The 21951-nt window shown below is 76.3% G+C and carries 20 protein-coding genes and 1 pseudogene; 11 read left to right on the forward strand and 10 right to left on the reverse strand.

The annotated features are described in order from the left end of the window. Positions 1 to 2: 2 nt before the first annotated feature. Complete coding sequence (locus AC1UE5_RS07520) at positions 3 to 1388, forward strand: NAD(P)/FAD-dependent oxidoreductase (RefSeq protein ID WP_482921744.1); 1386 nt, start codon at positions 3 to 5, stop codon at positions 1386 to 1388. Here AC1UE5_RS07520 and AC1UE5_RS07525 read toward each other — a convergent pair whose 3' ends face one another. From AC1UE5_RS07525 to AC1UE5_RS07545, 5 genes are all read right to left on the reverse strand, one after another. After that, on the reverse strand, positions 1389 to 1646 hold the full coding sequence (locus AC1UE5_RS07525; protein WP_482921746.1) for a helix-turn-helix domain-containing protein: 258 nt from the start codon (positions 1644 to 1646) through the stop codon (positions 1389 to 1391). A gap of 125 nt (positions 1647 to 1771) precedes the next feature. Beyond that, entirely contained in the window at positions 1772 to 2620 is an 849-nt protein-coding gene (locus AC1UE5_RS07530) for an alpha/beta fold hydrolase (protein ID WP_482921748.1), read from the reverse strand. 33 nt (positions 2621 to 2653) lie between these two features. Next, positions 2654 to 3496: a sigma-70 family RNA polymerase sigma factor gene (locus AC1UE5_RS07535; protein ID WP_482921750.1), complete on the reverse strand. Its 843-nt coding sequence runs from the start codon at positions 3494 to 3496 to the stop codon at positions 2654 to 2656. A 3-nt stretch (positions 3497 to 3499) separates the two neighbouring features. Further along, positions 3500 to 3976, reverse strand: coding sequence for a Dps family protein (locus tag AC1UE5_RS07540; protein ID WP_482921752.1), 477 nt, complete (start codon positions 3974 to 3976; stop codon positions 3500 to 3502). 82 nt (positions 3977 to 4058) lie between these two features. Continuing rightward, positions 4059 to 4637, reverse strand: a complete 579-nt coding sequence (locus AC1UE5_RS07545; RefSeq protein WP_482921754.1) for a TetR/AcrR family transcriptional regulator — start codon at positions 4635 to 4637, stop codon at positions 4059 to 4061. A gap of 52 nt (positions 4638 to 4689) precedes the next feature. Between AC1UE5_RS07545 and AC1UE5_RS07550 the strand changes: the two genes are divergently transcribed. Further along, the gene (locus AC1UE5_RS07550; RefSeq protein ID WP_482921756.1) at positions 4690 to 5850 is read left to right on the forward strand and encodes an ATP-binding protein; all 1161 of its coding nucleotides are present in this window, start codon (positions 4690 to 4692) and stop codon (positions 5848 to 5850) included. On the opposite strand, the gene AC1UE5_RS07555 is transcribed toward AC1UE5_RS07550, so the two are convergent. Next, complete coding sequence (locus AC1UE5_RS07555; protein ID WP_482921758.1) at positions 5783 to 6445, reverse strand: response regulator transcription factor; 663 nt, start codon at positions 6443 to 6445, stop codon at positions 5783 to 5785. The genes AC1UE5_RS07550 and AC1UE5_RS07555 overlap by 68 nt on opposite strands. Before the next feature lie 26 nt (positions 6446 to 6471). Beyond that, positions 6472 to 6828 carry a response regulator gene (locus AC1UE5_RS07560; RefSeq protein WP_482921760.1) on the reverse strand — a complete coding sequence of 119 codons (357 nt, stop codon included), beginning with the start codon at positions 6826 to 6828 and terminating at the stop codon, positions 6472 to 6474. A 130-nt stretch (positions 6829 to 6958) separates the two neighbouring features. Between AC1UE5_RS07560 and AC1UE5_RS07565 the strand changes: the two genes are divergently transcribed. After that, complete coding sequence (locus tag AC1UE5_RS07565) at positions 6959 to 9652, forward strand: ATP-binding protein (protein ID WP_482921762.1); 2694 nt, start codon at positions 6959 to 6961, stop codon at positions 9650 to 9652. A gap of 11 nt (positions 9653 to 9663) precedes the next feature. Further along, positions 9664 to 9918 (forward strand): DUF2630 family protein, encoded by a 255-nt coding sequence (locus tag AC1UE5_RS07570; protein ID WP_482921764.1) that lies wholly within the window; start codon positions 9664 to 9666, stop codon positions 9916 to 9918. Here the strand turns inward: AC1UE5_RS07570 and AC1UE5_RS07575 are convergent. Beyond that, complete coding sequence (locus AC1UE5_RS07575) at positions 9906 to 10274, reverse strand: hypothetical protein (protein ID WP_482921766.1); 369 nt, start codon at positions 10272 to 10274, stop codon at positions 9906 to 9908. The genes AC1UE5_RS07570 and AC1UE5_RS07575 overlap by 13 nt on opposite strands. A 63-nt stretch (positions 10275 to 10337) precedes the next feature. Then, the gene (locus AC1UE5_RS07580; protein WP_482921768.1) at positions 10338 to 11747 is read right to left on the reverse strand and encodes a cytochrome P450; all 1410 of its coding nucleotides are present in this window, start codon (positions 11745 to 11747) and stop codon (positions 10338 to 10340) included. A 113-nt stretch (positions 11748 to 11860) separates the two neighbouring features. On the opposite strand from AC1UE5_RS07580, the gene AC1UE5_RS07585 reads away from it, so the two are divergent. The 6 genes from AC1UE5_RS07585 to AC1UE5_RS07610 all read left to right on the forward strand — a co-directional run bounded on the left by AC1UE5_RS07585 (position 11861) and on the right by AC1UE5_RS07610 (position 19847). Next, positions 11861 to 12955, forward strand: coding sequence for a hypothetical protein (locus AC1UE5_RS07585; protein ID WP_482921770.1), 1095 nt, complete (start codon positions 11861 to 11863; stop codon positions 12953 to 12955). Next, positions 12910 to 13722 (forward strand): YhjD/YihY/BrkB family envelope integrity protein, encoded by an 813-nt coding sequence (locus AC1UE5_RS07590; RefSeq protein WP_482921772.1) that lies wholly within the window; start codon positions 12910 to 12912, stop codon positions 13720 to 13722. Before AC1UE5_RS07585 ends, AC1UE5_RS07590 begins: the two co-directional genes overlap by 46 nt. Positions 13723 to 13754: 32 nt before the next feature. Further along, on the forward strand, positions 13755 to 14639 hold the full coding sequence (locus AC1UE5_RS07595) for a PrsW family intramembrane metalloprotease (RefSeq protein ID WP_482921774.1): 885 nt from the start codon (positions 13755 to 13757) through the stop codon (positions 14637 to 14639). A gap of 85 nt (positions 14640 to 14724) precedes the next feature. Next, positions 14725 to 16998, forward strand: a complete 2274-nt coding sequence (locus AC1UE5_RS07600; RefSeq protein ID WP_482921776.1) for a winged helix-turn-helix domain-containing protein — start codon at positions 14725 to 14727, stop codon at positions 16996 to 16998. Between the two features lie 64 nt (positions 16999 to 17062). Next, positions 17063 to 19564 carry a winged helix-turn-helix domain-containing protein gene (locus tag AC1UE5_RS07605; protein ID WP_482921778.1) on the forward strand — a complete coding sequence of 834 codons (2502 nt, stop codon included), beginning with the start codon at positions 17063 to 17065 and terminating at the stop codon, positions 19562 to 19564. A 61-nt stretch (positions 19565 to 19625) separates the two neighbouring features. Then, entirely contained in the window at positions 19626 to 19847 is a 222-nt protein-coding gene (locus tag AC1UE5_RS07610; RefSeq protein WP_482921780.1) for a DUF8691 family protein, read from the forward strand. A gap of 17 nt (positions 19848 to 19864) precedes the next feature. Here the strand turns inward: AC1UE5_RS07610 and AC1UE5_RS07615 are convergent. After that, positions 19865 to 20860, reverse strand: a pseudogene (locus AC1UE5_RS07615) (GGDEF domain-containing protein); the annotation flags it as partial. A gap of 131 nt (positions 20861 to 20991) precedes the next feature. On the opposite strand from AC1UE5_RS07615, the gene AC1UE5_RS07620 reads away from it, so the two are divergent. Continuing rightward, a complete protein-coding gene (locus AC1UE5_RS07620) occupies positions 20992 to 21918 on the forward strand; it encodes a DUF5996 family protein (RefSeq protein WP_482921782.1) in 927 nt (308 codons plus the stop codon). Positions 21919 to 21951: the final 33 nt, after the last annotated feature.

Here is a 21951-nt window from a genome sequence, read left to right on the forward strand (position 1 = left end):
AGATGAGCGCAGCGCGCCGCAACGGCGACATCTCGTACTGGTACGCCAGCACCTCGACCCCGGGGCGCCGCCCGGCGCTCGACGGCCCCCGCACCGCTGACGTGGCCATCGTCGGCGGCGGGTTCACCGGCCTATGGGCCGCGTACTACCTCAAGACGCAGCGCCCCGAGCTCGACGTCGTGGTGCTGGAGCGCGAGTTCGCCGGCTTCGGCGCCTCGGGCCGCAACGGCGGCTGGCTCTCGTCCGCGTTCTCGGCCTCGCGCGAGAAGCTCGCCGCGGCGAAGGGCCGCGACGCGGTCATCGCGCTCCAGCGGACGATGCAGGACACCGTCGACGAGGTGATCGACGTGTGCGCGCGCGAGGAGATCGACGCGGACATCGTCAAGAGCGGCGTCCTCCACGTCGCCCGCGGGCCGGCGCAGCAGGCGCGCCTGGAGCACGAGCGCGACGAGGACGCCCGCTGGGGGCTGACCGCGCCCGACGTGGTCGAGCTCGACGCCGCGGCGCTGGCAGAGCGCGTGCGCGTGGCGGACGCGACCGGCGCGCTCTTCAGCCCGCACTGCGCGCGGGTGCAGCCGGCCAAGCTCGTCCAGGGCCTGGCGGCGGCGGTCGAGCGGCTCGGCGTGCGCATCTACGAGGGGACCGAGGTCACGCAGGTCGATCCCGGCATCGCGCGGACCGCCCGCGGCGACGTCACCGCCGGCCACGTCCTCATCTGCCTGGAGGGCTTCACGCGCACGCTCGCCGGCCACCGCCGCGACTGGATCCCGCTCAACTCGGCGATGGTCGTCACCGAGCCGCTGAGCGACGCGGCGTGGCGGCAGATCGGCTGGGAGGGGTGCGAGCTGCTCGGCGACGGCGCGCACGCGTACATGTACGCGCAGCGGACGGCGGACGGGCGGATCGCGCTCGGCGGCCGTGGCGTGCCCTACCGGTTCGGGTCGCGGACGGACGTGAACGGCGTGACGCAGGAGCGCACGATCGCCCAGCTCGTCGGGATCCTCCACGACATGTTCCCGGCGGCCGCGGGCGCCGCGGTGGAGCACGCGTGGTGCGGCGTCCTCGGCGTCCCGCGCGACTGGTCGCCGATGGTGCGGGTCGACCACGACACGCGCGTCGGCATCGCGGGCGGCTACGTCGGCAACGGGGTCGCGACCGCGAACCTCGCGGGCCGCACGCTCGCCGACCTGGTCCTCGGCCGCCAGACCCCGCGCACGCTGCTGCCGTGGGTCGGCCGGACGGCCCGCAAGTGGGAGCCCGAGCCGCTGCGCTTCATCGGCGCGCACCTCGTCTACGGGCTCTACCGCGCGGCGGACCGGCGCGAGCGCGCGGGTCTGGAGCGCACCTCGCGCCTGGCCAAGGCCGCGTCGTTGCTCGCCGGCCGCTAGTCAGCCCGCTCCGCCGCGCCGGCCGCGCTCGATCTCCTCCGCGCGCGCGAGCCACGTCGACACCGGGACGTCGAGCACCGCGGCGATCCGCCGCAGGCTCGTGTAGCTCGGGTTCCGCTCGCCGCGCTCGATCCCGCCGACGTACGTCCGGTCGAGCCCCGATTCGAGCGCGAGCTCCATCTGCGCCATGCCGCGCTCGGCGCGGAGGTCGCGCAGCGCCCGACCGAGCGCTTCGTGCTCGGAGGAGCGCACCGCCACGGCGCGGGACGGTGACGGACCGGTACGTATAAGACGACGGACTATAAGTCCCCTGACTCGTCCACATCGCCAGACCGTCGATGCCGGCGGGAGGCCACGCGGCGTGCGCGCCTCCCGCCGAAGCGCTACGCCGCCGCCGGGACCGCCGCGCGCGCGAACGCGAGGAGGTCGGCGTGGAGCCGCTCCTTGTGCGTCTCGGACAGGCCGTGCGGCGCGCCCGCGTACGTCTTCAGCTCCGCCCCCGCGACAAGCGCCGCGGACGCCTTGCCGCCGACCTCGTACGGGACGACCTGGTCGTCGTCGCCGTGGATGACGAGCGTCGGGACGTCGAACTTCGCGAGGTCCGGGCGCATGTCGGTGGCGCTGAACGCGGCGATCGAGTCGTACGTGTTCTTCGCGCCCGCGGCCATGCCCTCGCGGACGAACTCGTCGCGCGCGCCCTGCGACACGGTGGAGCCCGGGCGGTTGTTGCCGAAGAACGGGCCCTCCGCGAAGTCGCGGTAGAGCTGCGCGCGATCCTTGAGCGAGTCCGCGCGGATGCCGTCGAAGACCTCGAGCGGGACGCCGCCCGGGTTGTCGTCGGTCTTGAGCATGAACGGCGGGACCGCGGACACGAGCGCGACCTTCGCCACGCGGTCGGTGCCGTGGCGGCCGACGTAGCGCGCCACCTCGCCGCCGCCGGTCGAGAAGCCGACGAGGATGACGTCGCGGAGGTCGAGCTGCTCGATCAGCGCCGCGAGGTCGTCGGCGTAGTGGTCCATGTCGTTGCCGTCCCAGACCTGCTCCGAGCGGCCGTGCCCGCGGCGGTCGTGGGCGATCGCGCGGAAGCCGTTGGTCGCCAGGTGCAGCTGCGCGGACTCCCAGCTGTCGGAGCTGAGCGGCCAGCCGTGGCTGAGGACGACCGGCTGGCCGTCGCGGGGACCCCAGTCCTTGTAGAAGATCTGGACGTCGTCGGGGGTCGTGATGAAGGGCATTCGGGTCCTTGGGTTCCGGGGTGGGTGAAGGGGTCAGGCGGCCTCGACGAGCTGCCGCAGCGAGCTGCTCGACGCGAGGCGGCGGAGCGCGCGCTCCTCGATCTGGCGGGTGCGCTCGGCCGACAGGCCGATCTCGCGTCCCGCGCGGGCGAGCGTGTGCTCGTCGCCGGTGGTGCCGAAGCGCAGCTCGATCACGCGGCGCTCGTTGTCGGGCAGCGACGCGACCGCCTCGGCGATGGCGCGCTCCTGCCAGCGATCGGTCGTGACCTCCTCCGGGGAGGCCTCGCCGGCCGGCAGGAGCGCGCCCATCGTGGTGTCGCCGTCGTCGCCGACGGGGCGATCGAGCGACGCCGGCGGCCGGTCCGCCGCGCGCGCGGTGAGCACGTCCTCGACGGACAGCTCGGTGGCGGCGGCGATCTCCTCGACGCTCGGGTCGCGGCCGAGCTCCAGCGCGAGCTCCCGTTCGGCGCGCACGATCTTGCGCACGCGCTGCGAGAGGTACACCGGGACCCGGACCGTGCGGCCCGTGTTCTCCACGCCGCGCTGGATCGACTGGCGGATCCACAGCGAGGCGTAGGTCGAGAAGCGGAAGCCGCGGCGCCAGTCGAACTTCTCCGTCGCGCGGATCAGCCCGAGCATCCCGTCCTGGACCAGGTCCGCCATCGGGTGGCCCTGGCCGAGGTAGCGCCGCGCGATCGACACGACGAGGCGGATGTTGGAGTTGATGAGGCGCTCGCGGGCGACGAGGTCGCCGCGCTCGATGCGCTTGGCCAGCGCGATCTCCTCCTGCGCGGTGAGCAGCGGCCAGCGGCGGCTGGCGTTGAGGAGCAGCGCGAGGCTGTCGTTCGTGTCGGTGAAGGTGTGCGGACTGCTCATCGCTCAGCCCTCCTGGCCCAGCCACGCGCGGAGCATCCAGCGCTCCTTCTCGACGAACTTGATCAGCGCGATCACGTCGTCCTGGGAGGCCGGGTCGGCGTTGCCGAGCGGCGTCAGCTCGGCCCGCGCGAGGGCGGCGAGCCCGTCGAGCCCGTCGGCGATCGCGCCGACCGCGTCCGGCACGTCGAGGCGCCCGGCGGGGAGCTGCGGGAGCGGCGTGTCGCCCGCGACCGTCGCGCTGCGCCCGTCCGGCTGCGTGCCGACGGTGACGGCGCGCTCGGCCAGCTCGTCCGCGTGGTCGCGCAGCCCGTCGGAGATCTCGTCGAGCTGCAGGTGGATCGGGCGGAACCCGGCGCCCGCGAGGTTCCAGTGGGCCTGCTTGACGCTCAGCTGCAGATCGAGCGTCGCGACGAGCAGCCGCTGGAGCCGCGCGCCGGTGTCGGTGTCGGTGAAGGTGGGGAAGGGGGCGACGGTCGGCATGGCAGGCACTCTCGCCGCGGCGCCTCACCCCCGCATCGCACGTTCGTGTGATCCGTCCCGCGGGCCCGCGCCGGGCCCTCCCTCACCCGGCGCGCAGGCCGTCGAGCGCGAGCTCGACCATCCGGCGCCACGCGTCGGGCTCGACCTCGCGCACCGCGCGCGCCGCGGTGACCACGAGGACGACGTCGCGGCGGCTGGCGTCGGGGCGGATGGTGCCCTGCTCGACCGCACGGGCGAGGAGGACGTCGAGCGTGCGGCGGACCTCCTCGCGCGCGGCGTGGAGCGGGGAGTCGTCGGTGGAGGTCGCGAGGCGCAGCGCCCGCGCCGTCACGTCGTCGGCCGCGCTCTCGCCGAGAACCGCCCACAGCAGGCGCTCGAGCGCCGGGCCGGCGTCCGCCTCCTCCAGCGCACGCGCGAGCAGCGCCTGGATGCGTGCGAGGTGCGTCTCCGCGAGCGCCAGGATCAGCTCCTCCTTCGACGCGAACTGGCGGTAGAGCGACCCCACGCCCGCGCCCGCGGCCCGCGCGACGGCGGGCATCGGCGCGTCGAGGCCGTGCTCGGCGAAGACCCGCTCGGCGGCGGCCAGCAGGCGCTCCCGCTTGGCCGTCCCGGGGAGGTCGGCCCAGGGCTCGCCGGCGAGAGGAGAGGCTCCGGAACCCACGTTCCGTGATCGTACTCACGGGGCCATGTGGCAGGGTGGGATGCCGACGCGCATGGAAGCCCCGCCGACCACCGCCTCGCCCACCCTCGGGCGCTCCACGACCGCCGGCGTCGCCGCCGCGCTGATCATCGTCGCCGCGGTCACCGTGGTGATCTACCCGCTGCAGGAGATCGACCCCGGCGTCTCCAGCGGCGTGCTCTACGTGCTCGGCGTCCTCATCGTCGCCGCGACGTGGGGGCTGCGGCTCGGGCTCTTCACCTCGTTCGGCAGCGCGTTCGCGCTGTTCGTCTTCCACACGAGCCCCAGCGCGGGCTTCACCGGCGCGGAGGCCGACGACCTGGTCGCGATCGTGATCATGCTCGTCACCTCGATCGTCGCCGCGGTGATCGCCGACAACGCGCGCCTGCGCGCGGACGACGCCGAGGCCCGCCTGCGGCTGGAGGCCGAGCTGCGCCAGCGCGACGTCGAGCGCATCCGGCTCGAGGAGGTCCAGGCGTCGCGCGCCCGCGTCGTCGCCGCGGGTGACGCCGAGCGCAAGCGCGTCGTGCGCGACCTGCACGACGGCGCGCAGCAACGGCTCGTCCACACGGTCGTGACGCTCAAGCTCGCCCGCCGCGCGTTCGGCAACGGGCAGGACGACGCGGAGGCGCGCGCGATGCTCGAGGAGGCGCTCGGCCACGCGGAGAGCGCGATCGCCGAGCTGCGCGAGCTGGCGCACGGGATCATCCCCTCCGTCCTGGCCCGCGGCGGCCTGCTCGCGGGCGTCGAGGCGCTGGCCGACCGCATGCCGATCGCGGTCGACGTCGACGTGCCCGAGGGCCGGCTCCCCGGCGACATCGAGGCGACCGCGTACTTCGTCGTCGCCGAGGCGCTGACGAACGTCGCGAAGCACGCGCACGCGACGCGCGCAGAGGTCACCGCGACGGTCGAGGACGGCGTCCTGCGGGTGGCGGTGTGCGATGACGGCGTCGGTGGCGCCCGCGGCGACGGGCACGGGCTGACCGGGCTGAGCGACCGCCTGGAGGTCGTCGGCGGCCTGCTGAGCGTCGCGCCGCGCGAGGGCGGGGGAACGCGGGTCGCCGCGCGCATCCCGCTCCCGCCACCGGAGGCCGGGCACGAGGCGGCGGCGGACGGCGACGCGGCCGCTACCGCGCGTTCCGCAGGTACGTCAGGACCGCCAGCACCCGCCGGTGATCGCCGGCCTGCGGCCTGATCTGCAGCTTGGAGAAGATCGCCGTCACGTGCTTCTCGACGGCGGCCTCGGTGACCACCAGCGCCTCCGCGATCCCCGCGTTCGACTTGCCCTCGGCCATCACGGCGAGCACCTCGCGCTCGCGCTTGCTCAGCTCGTCGAGCGGGCCCTGCGACGTGCGCCGCCGGCCGAGCATCCGCCCGACGACCTCGGGGTCGAGCGCGCTGCCGCCCTGGGCGACGCGGCGGACGGCGTCGGTGAACGCCTCGACGTCGCCGACGCGCTCCTTGAGCAGGTAGCCGACGCCCTCGGGCTTGTCGCCGATCAGGTCGAGCGCGAACCGCTCCTCGTAGTGCTGCGAGAGCACGAGCACGCCGACCTCGGGCCGTTGCTGGCGCAGCTCGAGCGCGGCGAGCAGCCCGTCGTCGCCCATGCCCGGCGGCATCTGCACGTCGACCACGACCGCGTCCGGGCGGTGCGCAAGTGCCTTGCGCAGGAAGTCCTCCGCATCGCCGGCCTTGGCCAGCACCTCAAAGCCCTCAGCGGTGAGCAGCTGGGCGATCCCCTCACGTAGGAGGACGTCGTCCTCGCCGAGCACCACGCTGATCGCCGTCATCGGGCGGTCAACCTAGCGTGCGCGCGCTAGTCGTCGAGGAGGAGATCGAGCCCCGTGCCCGGCAGGTCGTGCTTGGGCACGAACCCGCGGATCCCGCTGCGGCGCGCCGCCTCGTCGCTCGTCGCGTCGGCGTCGACCGAGGTGAGCACGACGCGCGGGCTCCAGGGCAGCGCCGCCAGCTCCGCGGCCAGCGCCGTCCCGTCGCCGTCGGGGAGGCCGACGTCGACGAGCATCGCGTCGGGCCGCAGCTCGCTCGCGGCCGCAGCACCCTGCGCCGCGGTCTCCGCCTCGCCCACGACGTCGAGCCCCCCGCGGCTCAGGACGCGCCGCGCCAGAGCGCGGAACGTGGGGTCGTCGTCGATGAGGAGGACGGACAGCGGCATGGGTTCAAGGATCGCAACGGTTCGGCAACAGGAGGTAGGGCTACCCCTACGTCGGGGTCGGGGATCTCGCGGGTGCTCCGGGGGTGCGTGGGCATGTCCGGAAGGGCGCCGTGCCGCGAGTCTGCCGGGCATGCCGATGCAGACCCTCAACCCGCCGCGCCCCACCCAGCCCCGGCTGCGCGGCCGGGACGCCGAGCTGGAGCTCCTCGGGGAGCGTCTCGCCGCCGCCGCCGCGGGGCACGGCGCCGTCGTGGTCGTCGAGGGCCCGGCCGGGATCGGCAAGAGCCGCATCGTCGCCGAGGCGCTGGAGATGGCGCGCCGCGCGGGCGCCCGGCGGCTCACCGCGAGCGCCCACGACCTCGACGAGGGCACGCCGCTCGGGCCGCTGCTGAGCGCGGTCGTCGGCGCCGAGGAGCGGCTGCTCGACCCGTCCGCGCTGCGCGAGCTCGCCGGCGCGCCCGACGGCCGCTTCTGGCTGCTGGAGGAGCTGCACGGCGCGCTGGAGCGCGCGGCGCTCGACGGGCCGCTGCTCGTCGCGCTCGACGACCTCCAGTGGGCCGATCCCGCCACGAGCTGGGCGCTGCGGACGCTGATCCCGCGCCTCGCCGGCTGGCCCGTCGTGTGGCTGCTGGCCGCGCGGCCCGACGCCGGCCTCGCCGCCGCGTTGGAGACCGCCGACGTGCTGTCGCTGGGCGCGCTGGAGCCGGACGCGGTCGCCGCCGTGGCGGGCGACGTGCTGGGCGGGACGCCCGACGAGCGCGTGCTGGAGCTGGCCGCGCGCGCGGGCGGCAACCCGTTCCTGCTCGTCGAGCTGCTGCGCGGCCTGGCCGAGGAGGAGCGCGTCGTCGTCGCGGACGGCGAGGCGCGGCTCGACGGCCCGGTGGAGCTGCCGGCGCGTGTGGCCGAGTCGATGGGCGCGCGGCTGGCGCGGCTCGGCGACGCGGCGCGCGAGGCGGTGGAGCTGGCCTCGGTGCTCGGGCCGCGCTTCTCGGCGCTGCGGCTCGCCGAGCTGCTCGACCGCCAGGCCCACACGCTCGTCGCGCCGCTGCGCGAGGCGCTCCAGGCGGGCCTGCTCACGGAGCACGGCGACGAGCTCGCGTTCCGCCACGACCTGCTGCGCGAGGGCGTCTACGCCGCGCTCCCCAAGCCCGTCCGCGACGCGCTGCACCGCCAGGTCGCCGGGGCGCTGCTGGCGGGCGGGGGAACCGCGGCCGAGGCCGCGCGCCACCTGCTCGTCGCGACGCTGCCCGCCGACCGCGCGACGATCGACGTCCTGCGCGCCGCCGCGCGCGAGCTGGCGACGACCTCGCCGGGCGCGGCCGCCGAGCTAGGCGTACGCGCGATCTCGCTGGCCGGGCCGCACGACGGGCTCCTCGGGGCGCTCGCGGCGGAGACGATCCCGCTGCTGGCCGAGGTCGGGCGCCACGACGAGGCGCGTGCCGTCGCCGACCGCGCGCTCACCGGCCACATCGCGCCGGACGAGGAGGCGCGCGTGCGGGCGGGCCTTGCGCAGCTGCTCGGGCTGCACGACGTCGCCGCGGCCGAGGCCGAGTGCCGGCGCGGCCTGGAGCTCGCGGGCGTCGCGGCGTCCACGCGTGCCGAGCTGCTCGCCATCCTCGCCCGCGCCACCGGGCTGCGCGGCGACATGGCGCACGCCGCGCGGGCGGCGGACGAGGCGCTGGCGGTCGCGCGCGACGCCGGCCACGGCGCCGCGGAGGTGCTCGCGCTGACCGAGCTCGGGCTCCTGGCCTTCCGCGCCGACCGCTGGGACGAGGCGCTGGAGCGGCTCGAGCAGGCCGTCGCGGCCGCCGAGCGCGGCGGGCCCGGCGCGCGGGCGCTGACGATCCCCGAGCTCTGGCGTGACGTGGTCGTCGGGCTGCGCGACGGGGTCGACGAGGCGCTCGCCGACGCCACCCGCCGCAACGACGCCGCCAGCCGCGACGGGCGCCAGTGGGAGCTGCGCGTCTGGACGATGGCGCGGTCCCTGCTGCTGCTCGACGCCGGTCGCCTGGGCGACGCGCGCGCCGAGGCCGAGGCGCTGCTGACCATGCACGCCGAGGCCGACACGGGCAGCCTGGGCGTCGCGGTCGCGCGGTTCGTCGCCGCACGGGTCGGCGAGCACGTCACCGGTGACGCGCTCCCGGCGGCCGTCCAGCGCCCGACCGGCCTGCACGATCCCGCCGACGTGCCGCGCGCGGTCCGCGCCGCCCTGCAGGCCGCGGACGCCGCGGGCGCCGTCCGCGCGGCGGAGCTGGCCGAGGACGTCGCCACGCGCGCCGCCGCGAACCCGGGCATCGCCACGCTCGACGGCGCCGCCGCCCATGCCGCGGGGCTGGTCGTCGCCGCGTCGGGGAGCCTGGGGCTCGCGCGGACGCACCTGCACGACGCGGTCGCCGTCTTCCGCCGCTCGCCCCGCGTGCTGGCGCTCGCCTCCGCGCTGGAGGACCTCGGCGCGGTCGCGGGCGAGGCCGGCGAGCAGGCCGAGGCCGTCGCGGCGCTCGACGAGGCGCTCACGGTGCTCGTGGCCGCGGGCGCCGAGCACGACGCCGCGCGCGTCCGCCGGCGCCTGCGCGCGCTGGGCGTCCGCCGCCGCCGGGCCGCCGCGCCGCGCGCCGCCGCCGCAACCGGCTGGGACGCGCTCACCGACTCCGAGCGCCAGGTCGCGCGCCTGATCGCGGCCGGCGCGACGAACCGCGAGGCGGCCGAGCAGCTCTTCGTCTCCCCGCACACCGTCAGCACCCACCTGCGCCACGCGTTCGCCAAGCTCGGCATCAACTCGCGCGTGCAGCTGGCCCACCTCGCCCACGACCACGCGACGATCTGAGGTTCCCCGCCATGACCGACGACTCCCTCCTCGACCGCATCGAGCGCCTCATCCACGAGGAGCACCAGCTCCAGCACCGCGAGCAGGACGACGCGAAGGACGACGCCGCCCTCGGCGCCGACCGCGAGCGCCTCCAGGCCATCAAGGTCGACCTCGACCAGTGCTGGGACCTCCTGCGCCAGCGCCGCGCCCGCCGCGCCGCCGGCGCCGACCCCGACGGCGCGCAGGTCCGCGACGCCGCGGTGGTCGAGAGCTACCGCCAGTAGAGGACGTCGCGCAGCGACCAGCGCTCGCGGTCGAGCGTCGCGGTCAGGACGATCGCGACGTCCTGGCTCGCGCGGTCGCGCTCGCCGAGCGGGCCGAGCTGGTCGCGGGAGACCGTCGCGAACGCGTCCAGGCGCGCGAGGAGCGCGGGCAGCGGCTCCGGCTCGGCCGCGGGCGCCGGGGCGGTCGCGGGCGGCGTCACGCCGAGCGCGTCCATCCGCGCCGCGAGCGCGTCCGCGGGGTGGCGCAGCGCGGCGGCGGCCGTGTCGAGGTTCGCGCGCTCGAGCGTCGAGGCGCACTCCAGGGTGCCGGTCAGCAGCGTCTGCAGCCGCCGGCCGAGGTCGTCGTGGTGGCGCATGGTGCGGCGACCGTCCCACCGGCCGGCGGCCGCCGCATCACGCGTTCGCGCGATCTCGAGACCTCACGCGCGGCGCGCGCGCACGACGACCCGGCCACCGCGGCTCGGGATCATCGTCACGTTGCGGTGCGCCGCGTGCTCGGCCTCCGGCACGTCGGCGTCGAGGTCCAGCCGCCGCGCCATCTCGCCCAGCACGACCCGCATCTCCGCCATCGCCAGCGACGCGCCGAGGCACCGCCGGATGCCGCCGCCGAACGGGATCCACTCGTACGTCCCGGGCTTGCGATCCTCCCACCGCTCGGGGCGGAACGCGAACGGCTCGGGGTACAGGTCCTCGCGGTGGTGCAGGAGCAGGATGCTCATCGACACGCCCGACCCGGCGGGCACGGCGTAGTCGCCCAGCCGCCACGGCACCGTCACCCGGCGGCCGATGATGGGGATGACCGGGCGCGAGCGCATCGCCTCGTGGATCGTCTGCTCCACCACGGCCTTCGCGGCGTCGTCGTCGCCCCCGCGCACCGTCTCGACCAGCCGCGCCTGCGCGTCCGGGAAGCGGACCAGCCGCTCCCACGCCCACGCCAGCTGGTTGGCCGTCGTCTCGTGGCCGGCGAGCACGAGCGTGAGCAGCTCGTCGCGCAGCTCCTGGTCGGTGAGCGCCTCGCCGTCCTCGGTCCGGGCGTCGATCAGCAGCGAGAGGATGTCGCGCCGCTCGCCGCGGTCGGCGGCCTCGCGGCGCGCGCGGATGATCGCGAACAGCGGCCGGTCGACGATGTCGAGCACGACCTTCAGCGGGCCCTTCGCCTCCATCTGCCCGATCGTCAGCAGCTCCGTCACCTGCGCGAGCGGGTGCGTCGACGCGTTCATGATGTGGCGGACGGCCTCGCGCAGCCGGCGCTCGTCGGTGCCCTTCGCCGGCTGGCCGCCGATGCCGAAGATGCCGGCCATGATCACGTCGAGCGTGATCGCCTGCATGCGCGGCGCGAGCGCGATCGGCTCCCCGACCGGCCACGCCGAGATCTCGCGCTCGGTGACGTCCTCGATCATCGCGACGTACTGCGCGATCGCCTCGCCGTGGAACGACGGCAGCAGCAGCTTGCGCTGGCGCATGTGCCGCGGGCCGATCGCGGTGAGCACGCTGTTCGGCCCGACGACCGGCCGCAACGGCGACTCGCCGGTGATCGACGGGGCGAGCTCCGCCTTCGCGGTGAAGAGCGACTTGACGTGGTCGGGGTGCGACGTGATCGCCACGCCGCCCGGGATCGTGCCCTCCATCCGGAAGACCTCGCCCAGCTCCCGCCGTGCCTTGAACATCAGCTGGATCTGCCGCTGGTTGAACCGCAGCGCCTGCAGCGTGCGGGGGAGGCCGATGGCCGGCGGGAGCGGCAGCTGGAGCCCGTCCTCCAGCGGACCGGCGGGCGACGGCGGCGCCGCGAGCGGCGCGGCGGCGTCGGGGGACAGCGTGGCAGCGCACATGACGTCAGACACGGTGTCATGGATCGATGTCATCGTGTTGTGGCGGACGTCACAGAGCGGGTCACACGCCGGGGTGAGGCGCGCTCACCCGCGCGCGGACGAGCGTGGCCGTCGTGCGCCGGCTCGCCCTCACGCTCGCGACCCTCTGCCTGCTCGTGGGCGCCGTCGCCGTGTACGCCGACCGCGTCGCGCTGCAGACCGACGTGTGGACGGACATGAGCGTCGCGCTGCTCGACGACGACGAGGTCCGCACCGCGCTCGCCGCGTACATCGCCGACCAGGCCGTCGCGTCGGCCGACGTCGAGGACCGGCTGCAGGCGCGCCTACCCGCCGTCGCGCAGCCGCTGGCCCCCGTCGCCGCCGGCTTCGTGCGCGACCGCGCGCCCGGGTTCACCGAGCGGCTGCTCGAGACGCAGCAGGTGCAGGACCTGTGGCGCGAGGCGAACCGCCTGTCGCACGAGAAGCTCGTCAAGCTCCTCACCGACGAGGAGGCGGGCAACGAGATCATCCGGCGCGAGGGCGGGACGGTCACGCTGAACCTGCAGCCGATCGCCGACCGCCTGCGCGAGCGCCTCGGCGTCGGCGAGCGGATCGGCCTGACGCTCCCGCCCACCGCCGCGCGGCTGGAGATCCTGTCGAGCGACGAGGTCGAGCAGGCGCAGACCGCCGCGCGCCTGCTCCAGGTCCTCGCCTGGATCCTGCCGGTGCTCGCGCTCGTCCTCTACGCGGTCGCGGTCTGGCGCGCGCCCCCGGGCCGCGGCGCGCGCACGGTGGTGACCGTCGGGCTGCTGATCGCGCTCACCGGCGTGCTCGTGCTGGTGACCCGGCGCCTGCTCGGCGGCGTCGTCGTCGACGCGCTCGCCCAGCCGGGCAGCACCGGCATCGCCGCGCAGCACGCGTTCGACATCCTCACCGACCTCCTGCGCACCAGCGGGATCGGGCTGACCGTGCTCGGGCTGCTCGTCGCGCTCGCCGGCTGGCTCTCGACGCAGGGCCGCCGCGCGACCGTCCTCCGCACGCGCCTGGCGCCGGTCCTGCGCGAGGAGCCCGCCGTCGCGTACGGCGTCGCTGTCGCCGCGTTCGCGGTGCTGGTCGCGTGGGCGCCCCTGCCGGCGCTGCGCACGATCGCCGGCGCTCTCCTCGTCCTCGTCCTCCTCCTCGCATGGGTCGCGGCGCTGCGGCATCAGGTCCTGGCGGCCGGCTCCTGACCGGGGTCATCGGGGCGCCCGTCCGGTTCCTCACGGACTGGGCGACGCGGTTCCTCCAGATCCAGGGCGTGGACCGCGCGGCCGCGCTCGGCGGGCAGGCGTTCACCGCGCTCTTCCCGCTGCTGATCGTCTACGCGACGATCGTCCCCGGGCGCGACAGCAGCGACTTCGCGGACACGCTGATCCGGCGGTTCGAGCTGAGCGGCGCGTCGGCGGCGAGCGTCGAGCAGGCGTTCGCCCCCGCCGGCACGGTCGAGAGCAGCGTCACGTTCCTCAGCGTCGCGCTGCTCATCGTCTCGGCGCTCTCGTTCACGCGCGCGATGCAGCGGCTGTACGAGCTGGCGCACGGGTTGCCGAAGCTCGGCATGCGCGGCACGCCGTACGGCCTGGCGTGGCTCGTGTTCGTCGCGATCTACCTCGCCGTGCGGCCGCTGATCGCCGGCAGCGGCCCGAGCATCGGCACGCCGGTGCTGTCGCTCGCGCTGGCGTCGGTGCTGTGGCTCGGCACGCCGTACCTCCTGCTCGGGAGGCGGCTCCACTGGAACGCGCTCGTCCCGACCGCCGTGCTCACCGGCACCGCGATGACGATCTACGGCGGGGCCGGGCTCATCTGGCTGCCGCACACCGTCGAGACGTCGGCCGACCAGTTCGGGATCATCGGCGTGGCCTTCGCGCTGCTGACGTGGCTCGTCGGGGCCGGGTTCGCGCTGGTGCTCGCCGCGACCGGTGGCGCGCAGATCTCCGAGCGCCTGCGCCGCCCCGGGTGAGCGGCGCGGCCGGGCGTGGCACGCTCACCGCGATGCGTGCGCAGCTGGTCGGAGAGCGAGGAGCCTGGAAGGCCACGCTGGCGATCGGGCTCGCGCTGTGGGGCTGCGCGGTCGCGGCGTTCGCGGCGACCGACGACGTGATCCTGCTGCCGTCGGTGATCCTGCTCGGCGCGTTCCTCGTGCCGGTCGTCGCCGTCGAGTGGTGGTGGGAGCGGCGCCAGCACACGCAGCTCAGCGTCCCGTTCCTCGCGCGGACGTTCGTCGTCGCGGGGACGGCGGGGCTGGTCGCCGCCGGGGCGATGGAGACGTGGCTCCTGCCGGGGCGCTCGATCGAGGCGCTGTGGGTCGCGGTGATCGAGGAGACGATCAAGCTCCTGCTCGTGGTGGGCGCGGCCCTGCGGCTCCCGCGCCTGGAGCCCCGCGACGGCATCCTGCTCGGGGCGACCGTCGGGTTCGGGTTCGCGGCGTTCGAGAGCGCGGGCTACGCGCTGAACGCGGCGATGGGCGACGGGCAGTTCGACTTCACCGCGCTCGTGCGCAACGAGCTGCTGCGCGGGCTGGAGGCGCCGTTCCTCCATGGCGCGTGGACCGGTGCGGTCGGCGGCGCGCTGTTCGCCGGCGCGGTCCGCCGCGGCGACCGGCTGCGCCCCTCGTGGCTGCTGGCCGGCGTCTTCCTCGTGGCGGTGACGCTCCACGCGCTGTGGGACGCGTCCTCCGCAGCGGCGCTCGCGATCGCCGTGCTGCTCGACGGCACGTCGATGCAGGCGGTGGCGCTCGAGACCGGCGTGCTCCCCGATCCGTCGGAGGTCTCGCCCTGGCTGTACGGCGCGCTGCAGAACGCGATCCAGATCGCGGTCGCGGTGCTCGGGCTGTGGGTCCTGCGGCGGGGCTACAGGAGGACACGCCTGACCCGGTAGTGCCAACTACGCAACAGACTGGTTTCTTGTAGAAGAACCTCCTCTAGGGTTGCTTCCGCACAGTGGTCGTAGGGGAGTCGGCCTGGTGGAGCAAGCGGAGACGGGGAGGAGTGGGACGACGGGTGCGCCTGCGGTGCTGGCGACCAAGCTCCGTGCGCCTCCTCCTGCCCCGGACCACCTCTCCCGCCCGCGCCTCGTGGAGGCGCTCCAGCGCGGTGCCGACCGGCGCCTGACGCTGCTCGCGGCGCCGGCAGGGTTCGGCAAGACGACGCTGCTCGCCGCGTGGCGCGCCGAGGAGCAGGTGCGCCGCCCGTTCGCGTGGGTGACGCTCGACGAGCACGACGTCGAGCCCGCCGCGCTGTGGCGGCACGTGGTCGAGGCGCTCCGGCTCGCGGCTCCCGACACGCTCGACGGCGCGGCGCAGCGGCTGGCCGAGGCCCCCGGCGACCTCGACGGCCTGCTCGCCGCGCTCGTCAACGACCTGGTCGGCGGCGAGCCGGCGGTGCTCGTGCTCGACGACGTCCACGCGCTTCGCGGCACCGAGGCGCTGGCCGGCCTCGCCTGGCTGGTCGAGCACGGCCCGCACGAGCTGCAGCTCGTCCTCAGCGGCCGCACGCAGCCGCCGCTCCCGCTCGCCGCCCTGCGCGCCCGCGGGGAGCTCGCCGAGCTGGGGACCGACGAGCTGCGGCTGACCGAGGAGGAGGGCGCCGAGTTCCTCGCCCAAGCCGCAGGCGACGAGGAGCTGCTGCCCGACGAGGCGCGCGTCCTCATGTCGCGCACCGAGGGGTGGCCCGCGGTGCTGCGGCTCGCGGCCACCACGCTGCAGGGCCCGGGCGACCGCGCATCGCTCGTCGCGGGGTTCGGCGGGACGAGCCGCCTCGTCGCGGACTTCCTGCGCGAGGAGGTCCTGGCCGCGCACACCCGGCCCGAACGCGAGCTGCTGCGGCGCATCTCGCTCGTCGACCGCCTCTCCGGGCCGCTGTGCGACGCGCTGCTCGACCGGGAGGGCTCGACCGCGCTGCTGGAGGACCTGCTCCGCCGCCAGCTGCTCCTGCGCCCGCTGGACGACCGCCGCCGCTGGTACCAGCTGCACCCGCTCCTGCGCGACCTGCTGCGCGCCGAGCTGGAGGAGCTGCACCCCGACGAGCTGCGCGCGCTGCACCTGCGAGCCGGCGCCTGGCACCGCGACCGGGAGCTGATCGGCCCGGCGATCGGCCACCTGGCCGCGGCCGAGGAGCACCTGGCCGCGGCGGAGCTGATCGCGGCCTACTGGTACCTGGCCGGGGAGGAGGGCGGCGTCGCCGTCGTGCAGGGGTGGCTGTCGCTCATCCCGCGCGAGACCGTCCGCGGCTGCGCGCGCCTGCTGCTCGTCCAGGCGTGGCTGGCCTCGATGTCGGGCCACCGCGAGCCGGCGGCCCGCGCGCTGCGCGAGGTGCGCGCGCTGGCCGACCGCGCGGAGGGGCCGCTCCCCGACGGGCTCAGCTCGGTCGAGTCGGCGTTCAACGTCCTGCAGGCCTGCTTCCCCTGGGGGCGTGCCGTCACCGCCGCGCGTTCGGCCCGCCGCGCCGTCGAGCTGGAGGGCGTGGACTCCGTGTGGCGGCCGGTGAGCTGCTTCCTGCTCGGCCGCGCGCTCTTCCAGCTCGACGCGCTGGACGAGGCGACCGCGTGGGGCCGCGAGGCGCTGGAGCTCGCGCAGCAGTGGGAGCTGCACGACATCGTCGCCGCCGCCTACGCGCTGCTGTCGCAGATCGAGGGCCGGCACGAGCGCCGCGACGAGCAGCTGCGGCTGGCCGAGCTGGCCGACGCCGCCGACGCCGCCACGGAGTTCCGCACGAGCGCGCCGCACGTCGACGTGGCGATGGGGCTGGCGCTGGAGGCGCACGGGCGGACGGCGGACGCGCTCGGGCGGCTGGAGCGCGCGGTGCGCGTGCGCAAGGAGGGCGGCCAGCCGCTGGAGGTGCTCGACGGGCTCATCGCGCTCGCGCAGGTGCGGCTGAGCGCGCGCGACCTCGACGGCGCGGAGGTCGCGGTCGCCGAGGCCGACGCGACGCTGGAGACGTGCGCCGAGCCGGGCGCGCTCGCACGGCAGGTCGACGAGCTGCGCCGGCGGCTGCGCGGGGCGCAGGACGACGCGCCGCGCCCGCAGGACCTCAGCCAGCGCGAGCGCACGGTCCTGCGGATGCTCGACAGCGGCCGCTCCGAGCGGGAGATCGCCGACGCGCTCTACGTCTCGTTCAACACCGTCCACACCCACGTCAAGGCGATCTACCGGAAGCTGGGCGTCAGCTCGCGCGCCGACGCGGTGCGGGTGGCGCGCGCGGGCGAGTCCCGGGCTCACCTAGGTGAAACCGCGCCGTAGGTGATGCGGGGTCACCCGCGTGTCCGAAAGCCTGTGAGCGCATGCCCCGTGGGAGGACAGGGCCATGAGCGCCCTTCCGTCGTCGCCTGGGCCGGCCGGTGCGGACCGGCCGCTCGAGGTCGTGCGGGAGCGCCTCGATCGTCGACTGGACGAGGTGGTCGCGGCGATGCCGCTCACCGTCGTCACCGGCCCGGCAGGGACCGGCAAGACGATGCTGCTCAGCGCCTTCGCGCGCCGTTCCGGCGCCGCCTGGCTCACCGTCAGGAGGGCCCATGCGGACCCGAGCAGGCTGTGGCGGGACGTCGCGGCCGCGCTGAGCGCCACGGGCATCGACGTCGCGCGCGCTCGTCCCGCCGGCGCGGCGTCCGGCGTCGTGCGCGCCGTCGGCGACGCGGTCGCCGGGGGCGCGCCGGCGCCGACACTCGTGCTCGACGACCTCGACCACGGCGGCGCGCTGGCGGCCGACGCGGTGGCGACGCTCGTCGACTGCCTGCCGTTCGCGATCCACCTCGTCGTCGCCGGGCGGGCCGAACCCGCGCTCGGGCTGCCGCGCCGACGTGTCGCGGGCGAGGTGGCGGAGATCCGGGCGCGCGACCTCGCGTTCACCCCCGTAGAGGCCGGCGCGCTCCTGCGTGCGGCAGGCCTGGAGCTCCAGGACGAGCAGACGGCCAGGCTGGTCGCCCGCACCGAGGGGTGGGCGGCCGGCCTGCGCCTGGCGGCGCTCGCGCTGCGGCGCGGGGAGGACCCGGAGCGGTTCCTCGCCGAGTTCGCCGGCGACGACTGGGCCGTCGCGGACTACCTCGTGGGCGAGCTGCTGGAGGCGCTCGACGACGACGCGCGCGAGCTGCTCGTGTGCACGAGCGTCGTCGACCGCGTCACCGGGCCGCTGGCCGACGCGCTGACCGGGCGCGACGACGGCGAGGAGCGGCTCCGCGACCTGGAGCGCAGCGGCTGCCTGATCGTCCCCCTCGACGGCCACGGCCACTGGTTCCGCTACCACGCGCTGCTGCTCGAGCTGCTGCGCTCCCGCCTGGCCCAGCGCGGGCCCGAGGCCGTCCGCGCGCTGCACGCGCGCGCGGCCGAGTGGCTCGTCGAGGCCGGGCACGGATCCGAGGCGGTCCGCCACCTCGTCGCCGCGCGCGACCCCGGGCAGGTCGCGCGCCTGCTCGGCGACCGGTGGGTGGACCTCCTCCTCGACCCGCCGCCGCGCGGCACGCTCGTCGACGCCGACGGGCAGCTGCCGCCGGACGGCCGCGTGGTGGTCGCGGCCGCGGCGGCCTGCCTCGACGCGGGTGAGCCGGCGGATGCGCTTCGCGCCCTCGCCCGCGTCGACTGCGGGCCCTCGCTCGTCGGGGCGATGGCCGCGCTCCTCCAGGCCCGCGCAGAGGGCGACGCGGACGGCGCCCGGGCCGCGGCGGCGATCCTCGAACGGCCGGGCGACGGCGGGCGGACCCGCTGGCGCCTGGACGACCAGCTCCGGCTGCTGACCCGGTTCCACGTCGGGATGACCGAGTTCGCGGCGGGAGAGCGGGCGGCGGCGGAGGCCACGCTCGACGGGGCGATCGTGCTAGCCCGGGAGCTCGGCCACCACCGCCCGCTCGTCGATGCGCTCGCGCGGTCGGCGGCGGTGGCGCTCCTCGATGGACGGATCGGGCGGGCGGAGGCCGACGCGCACGCCGCCGTCGCGCTGCTCGACGCCCACCGTGGAGCCCGCGCGGCCGCCGCGTGGGCGTACGCGACGCTCGCGGCCGTCGCCTTCCTGCGCGACGAGCCGACGAGCGCGCACGGCTTCCTGGACGTCGGGACGTCGGCCGCGCACACCGCGCGGGACGCCGTCGCGGCAGCGGCCCTCCGCGGCGTGCGCGGGCACCTGCACGTCGCCGGAGGTGACCGCGGCGAAGGGGCGAAGCTGCTCCGATCGGTCGCCGATGAGGCCGTCGAGGCGCCGCTCCTGGGGAGCTGGCTGGCTGCGCTCGGACCGCGGCCGGTCAGCTCCGACGACCCGCACGCGCGGCCGCTCGACGAGGCGCTCGCGCGGCTGGTCGGCGGGGACGCGCTCTCCGCCGCGCGGCGCGCCGACCCGCTGCTCGACCCGCTGTCCGGCATGCACCTGGTCGAGCGCATCCACGCGCAGCTGATCGCCGCCGCGGCGCGGCAGGCCGTCGGGCAGCCGCGGCTCGCCGAGCGCGGGCTGGAGGCGGCGCTGGAGCTGGCCGGGTCCGAGGGCGTGTGGCAGCCCTTCCTCGCCCGCGGGGCCACCATCCGGCGGCAGCTCGCCCACCACGCCGAGTCGCCCAGCCCCCACGCGCCGGCGGCGGGCGAGCTGCTCGGCCGGTTCGTGCGCGCGCAGGGGCCCGGCTCCGCGGAGCTGGACGAGGAGCTGAGCGAGCGCGAGCGGCAGGTCCTGCGGCTGCTGCCGACGCTCATGTCCTCGACCGAGATGGGGGCCGAGCTGTACGTCTCGGTCAACACCGTCAAGACCCACACGCGCTCGATCTACCGCAAGCTGGGCGTGTCGTCGCGGCGGGCGGCGGTCGTCCGCGCGCAGCAGCTCGGCCTGCTGTGAAGGATCCTCACCCCGCCGGGTGATGCCAGGTCACCCGGCGCCGTCCGACCCTCCTGTGGTGATGGGCGGCTCCGCGTACGAGATCCGGATCCGCGGGCGCGTCAGCGACGCCGTGCTCGAGTCCTTCGGGCCGATGGAGAGCGACGTGCAGCGGGTCGAGACCGTGCTCTACGGGCCGCTCACCGACCAGGCCGAGCTGCACGCGCTGCTCGACCGGATCGCCGCGCTGGGGCTCGAGCTGGTCGAGGTGCGCAAGCTCCCGTCCGGCGGCTCGGCGGCGTGACGGAGCGCCTTCGCCGCGTACATGCGCTCGTCCGCCAGACGCAGCCCGGCCGTGACGTCGGCGGCTTCTGCCGGGACGAGCGCGGTGCCGGCGCTCCCGGTCACGCCGGAGGCGCCGAGGCGGTCGGCGATCGCCCGCTCGAGCTGCCGGCCGAGCGCGGGGTCGGGAGCGTCGACGAGGGCGCAGAGCTCGTCGCCGCCGAGCCGGTAGACGCGGCCGCGGGCGCCGACGGCCTCGGCCAGCGCCTCGCCCGCGCGGACGAGGAGCGCGTCGCCGGCGGCGTGGCCGTGGCGGTCGTTGTAGCGCTTGAAGCCGTCGAGGTCGCAGAGGACGACGGTGGCCGGGCCGGCGGTCGTCGCGGCGTCCTGCTCGAAGGAGCGGCGGTTCGGCAGGCCGGTCAGGGCGTCGTGGAGGGCGAGGTCGCGCAGGTGCGCGGCGTGCTCGTCGGCGCGGGCGAGCAGCGCGCGCCGAGCCGACGACAGCAGGACGAGCACGAGGACGAGCGCGGCGGCGAAGAGGACGAGCTGGCCGGCGCGCGCCTGCCACGCCAGGGCGGAGGAGCGGTCCTCCTGCGCGGCGACGACCGTGGGCGCGAGCGTCGCGATGCGGTCGAGGTGGAGCCAGATCGCCATCCCCGCGAGCGTCGACCGGTCCCGCGCGTACGCGCGCATGGCCCGCTCGGCCCGGGCCAGCGCGTCGGCGAGCGCGCGGACGTCGGCGTCGCCGCCGGACACCGCGACCAGCACGCGCGCCTGCTCGCGCGCGCGGCCGACGCGGGCCTGGACGAACGGGAGCAGCCCCGGCACGTCCTCCTCGGCGACCTTGCCCTGCAGCACCGTGCCGAAGTCGCGCGTGGCGCTCAGCTCGTTCTCGAGCACGAGCGCCGCAGCACGCGCGTCGCGCGCGTCGTCCTCCCGCGCCGCGAACCACACGCCGCTGGCGACGAGGACGGCGCCGATCGCCGCGAGCGCGAGCAGCCACGGCCAGCGCCGCAGCGGCGGGCGGTCGGGCATCGGCGCAGGGCGGTCCACGAGGAGGTGATCGACGGCCGGCCGCGCCCGCTTGACGGTCCGCCGGCGACGTGGCGCAGCGCCCCTCCGCACCCCGGCCGGCGCGGCGTGACGCCCGTTGTAGCGTGGCCGGCATGCCCTCCAGCTGGCCCGCGCTCCCGCCCTACGACGCGTGGCGCGCGACGTGCGACACGCTCCACGCCCACACGCAGGTGCTCGGCAAGCTCGCGGTCGCGCTCGCGCCGCCCGAGCCGCAGCTCCAGCACGCCGCGCTGCGCCTGACCGCGCGCGGGTGGGAGACGTACCCACTGCCCGCCCCGGACGGCTCCGGCGCGGTCGTCGTCGCGCTCGACCTCCACGCGCACGAGGCGGTCGTCGAGCACAGCGCGCGCGGCGTCACGGCGCGCATCCCGCTCACGCCGCACCGCCCGGTGGGCGAGGTGACGCGGGAGCTGGTCGCGGCGGTGCGCGCGGTCGCCGGCGACGTGACGATCGACCCGACGCCGCAGGAGGTGACGTGGACGGTGCCGCTCGACGAGGACGACGAGCACGCGACGTACGAGCCGGCGCAGGTCGGGCCGTACTTCGCCGCCGCGACCCGCGCGGCGCTCGTGCTGGCGGCGTACCGCGCGCCGTACCGCGGCCGGTCGACGCCGGTCAACGCGTGGTGGGGCTCGTTCGACCTCGCCGTGAGCCTCTTCTCGGGCGAGCACGCGGCGCCGCCGTCGAACGACTTCATCATGCGCAACGCGATGGACTCGCAGGAGGTCGCGGTCGGCTGGTGGCCCGGCGACGCGCGCCACCCGCAGCCCGCGTTCTACGCCTACGCGCACCCGGCGCCCGACCGCTTCGCCGAGGGCACGCTCGAGCCGGCCGCCGCCCGCTGGGACGGCACGCTCGGCGAGTTCCTCCTCGACCACGAGGCCGCCCGCGCGACCGGCGATCCTCACGCGGCCGCGCTCGCCTTCGTCCGCTCCGCCTTCCGCCACGCCTGCGAGGTCTGCGACTGGGACCCGGCGCTCCCCGCCTCCGCGCACGGCACCCCGCCCCCGATCCGCTAGCCGGTCGCCCGCGCGGGTGAGGGGCGCTCACCC

This window comes from Parviterribacter multiflagellatus, assembly GCF_056863265.1.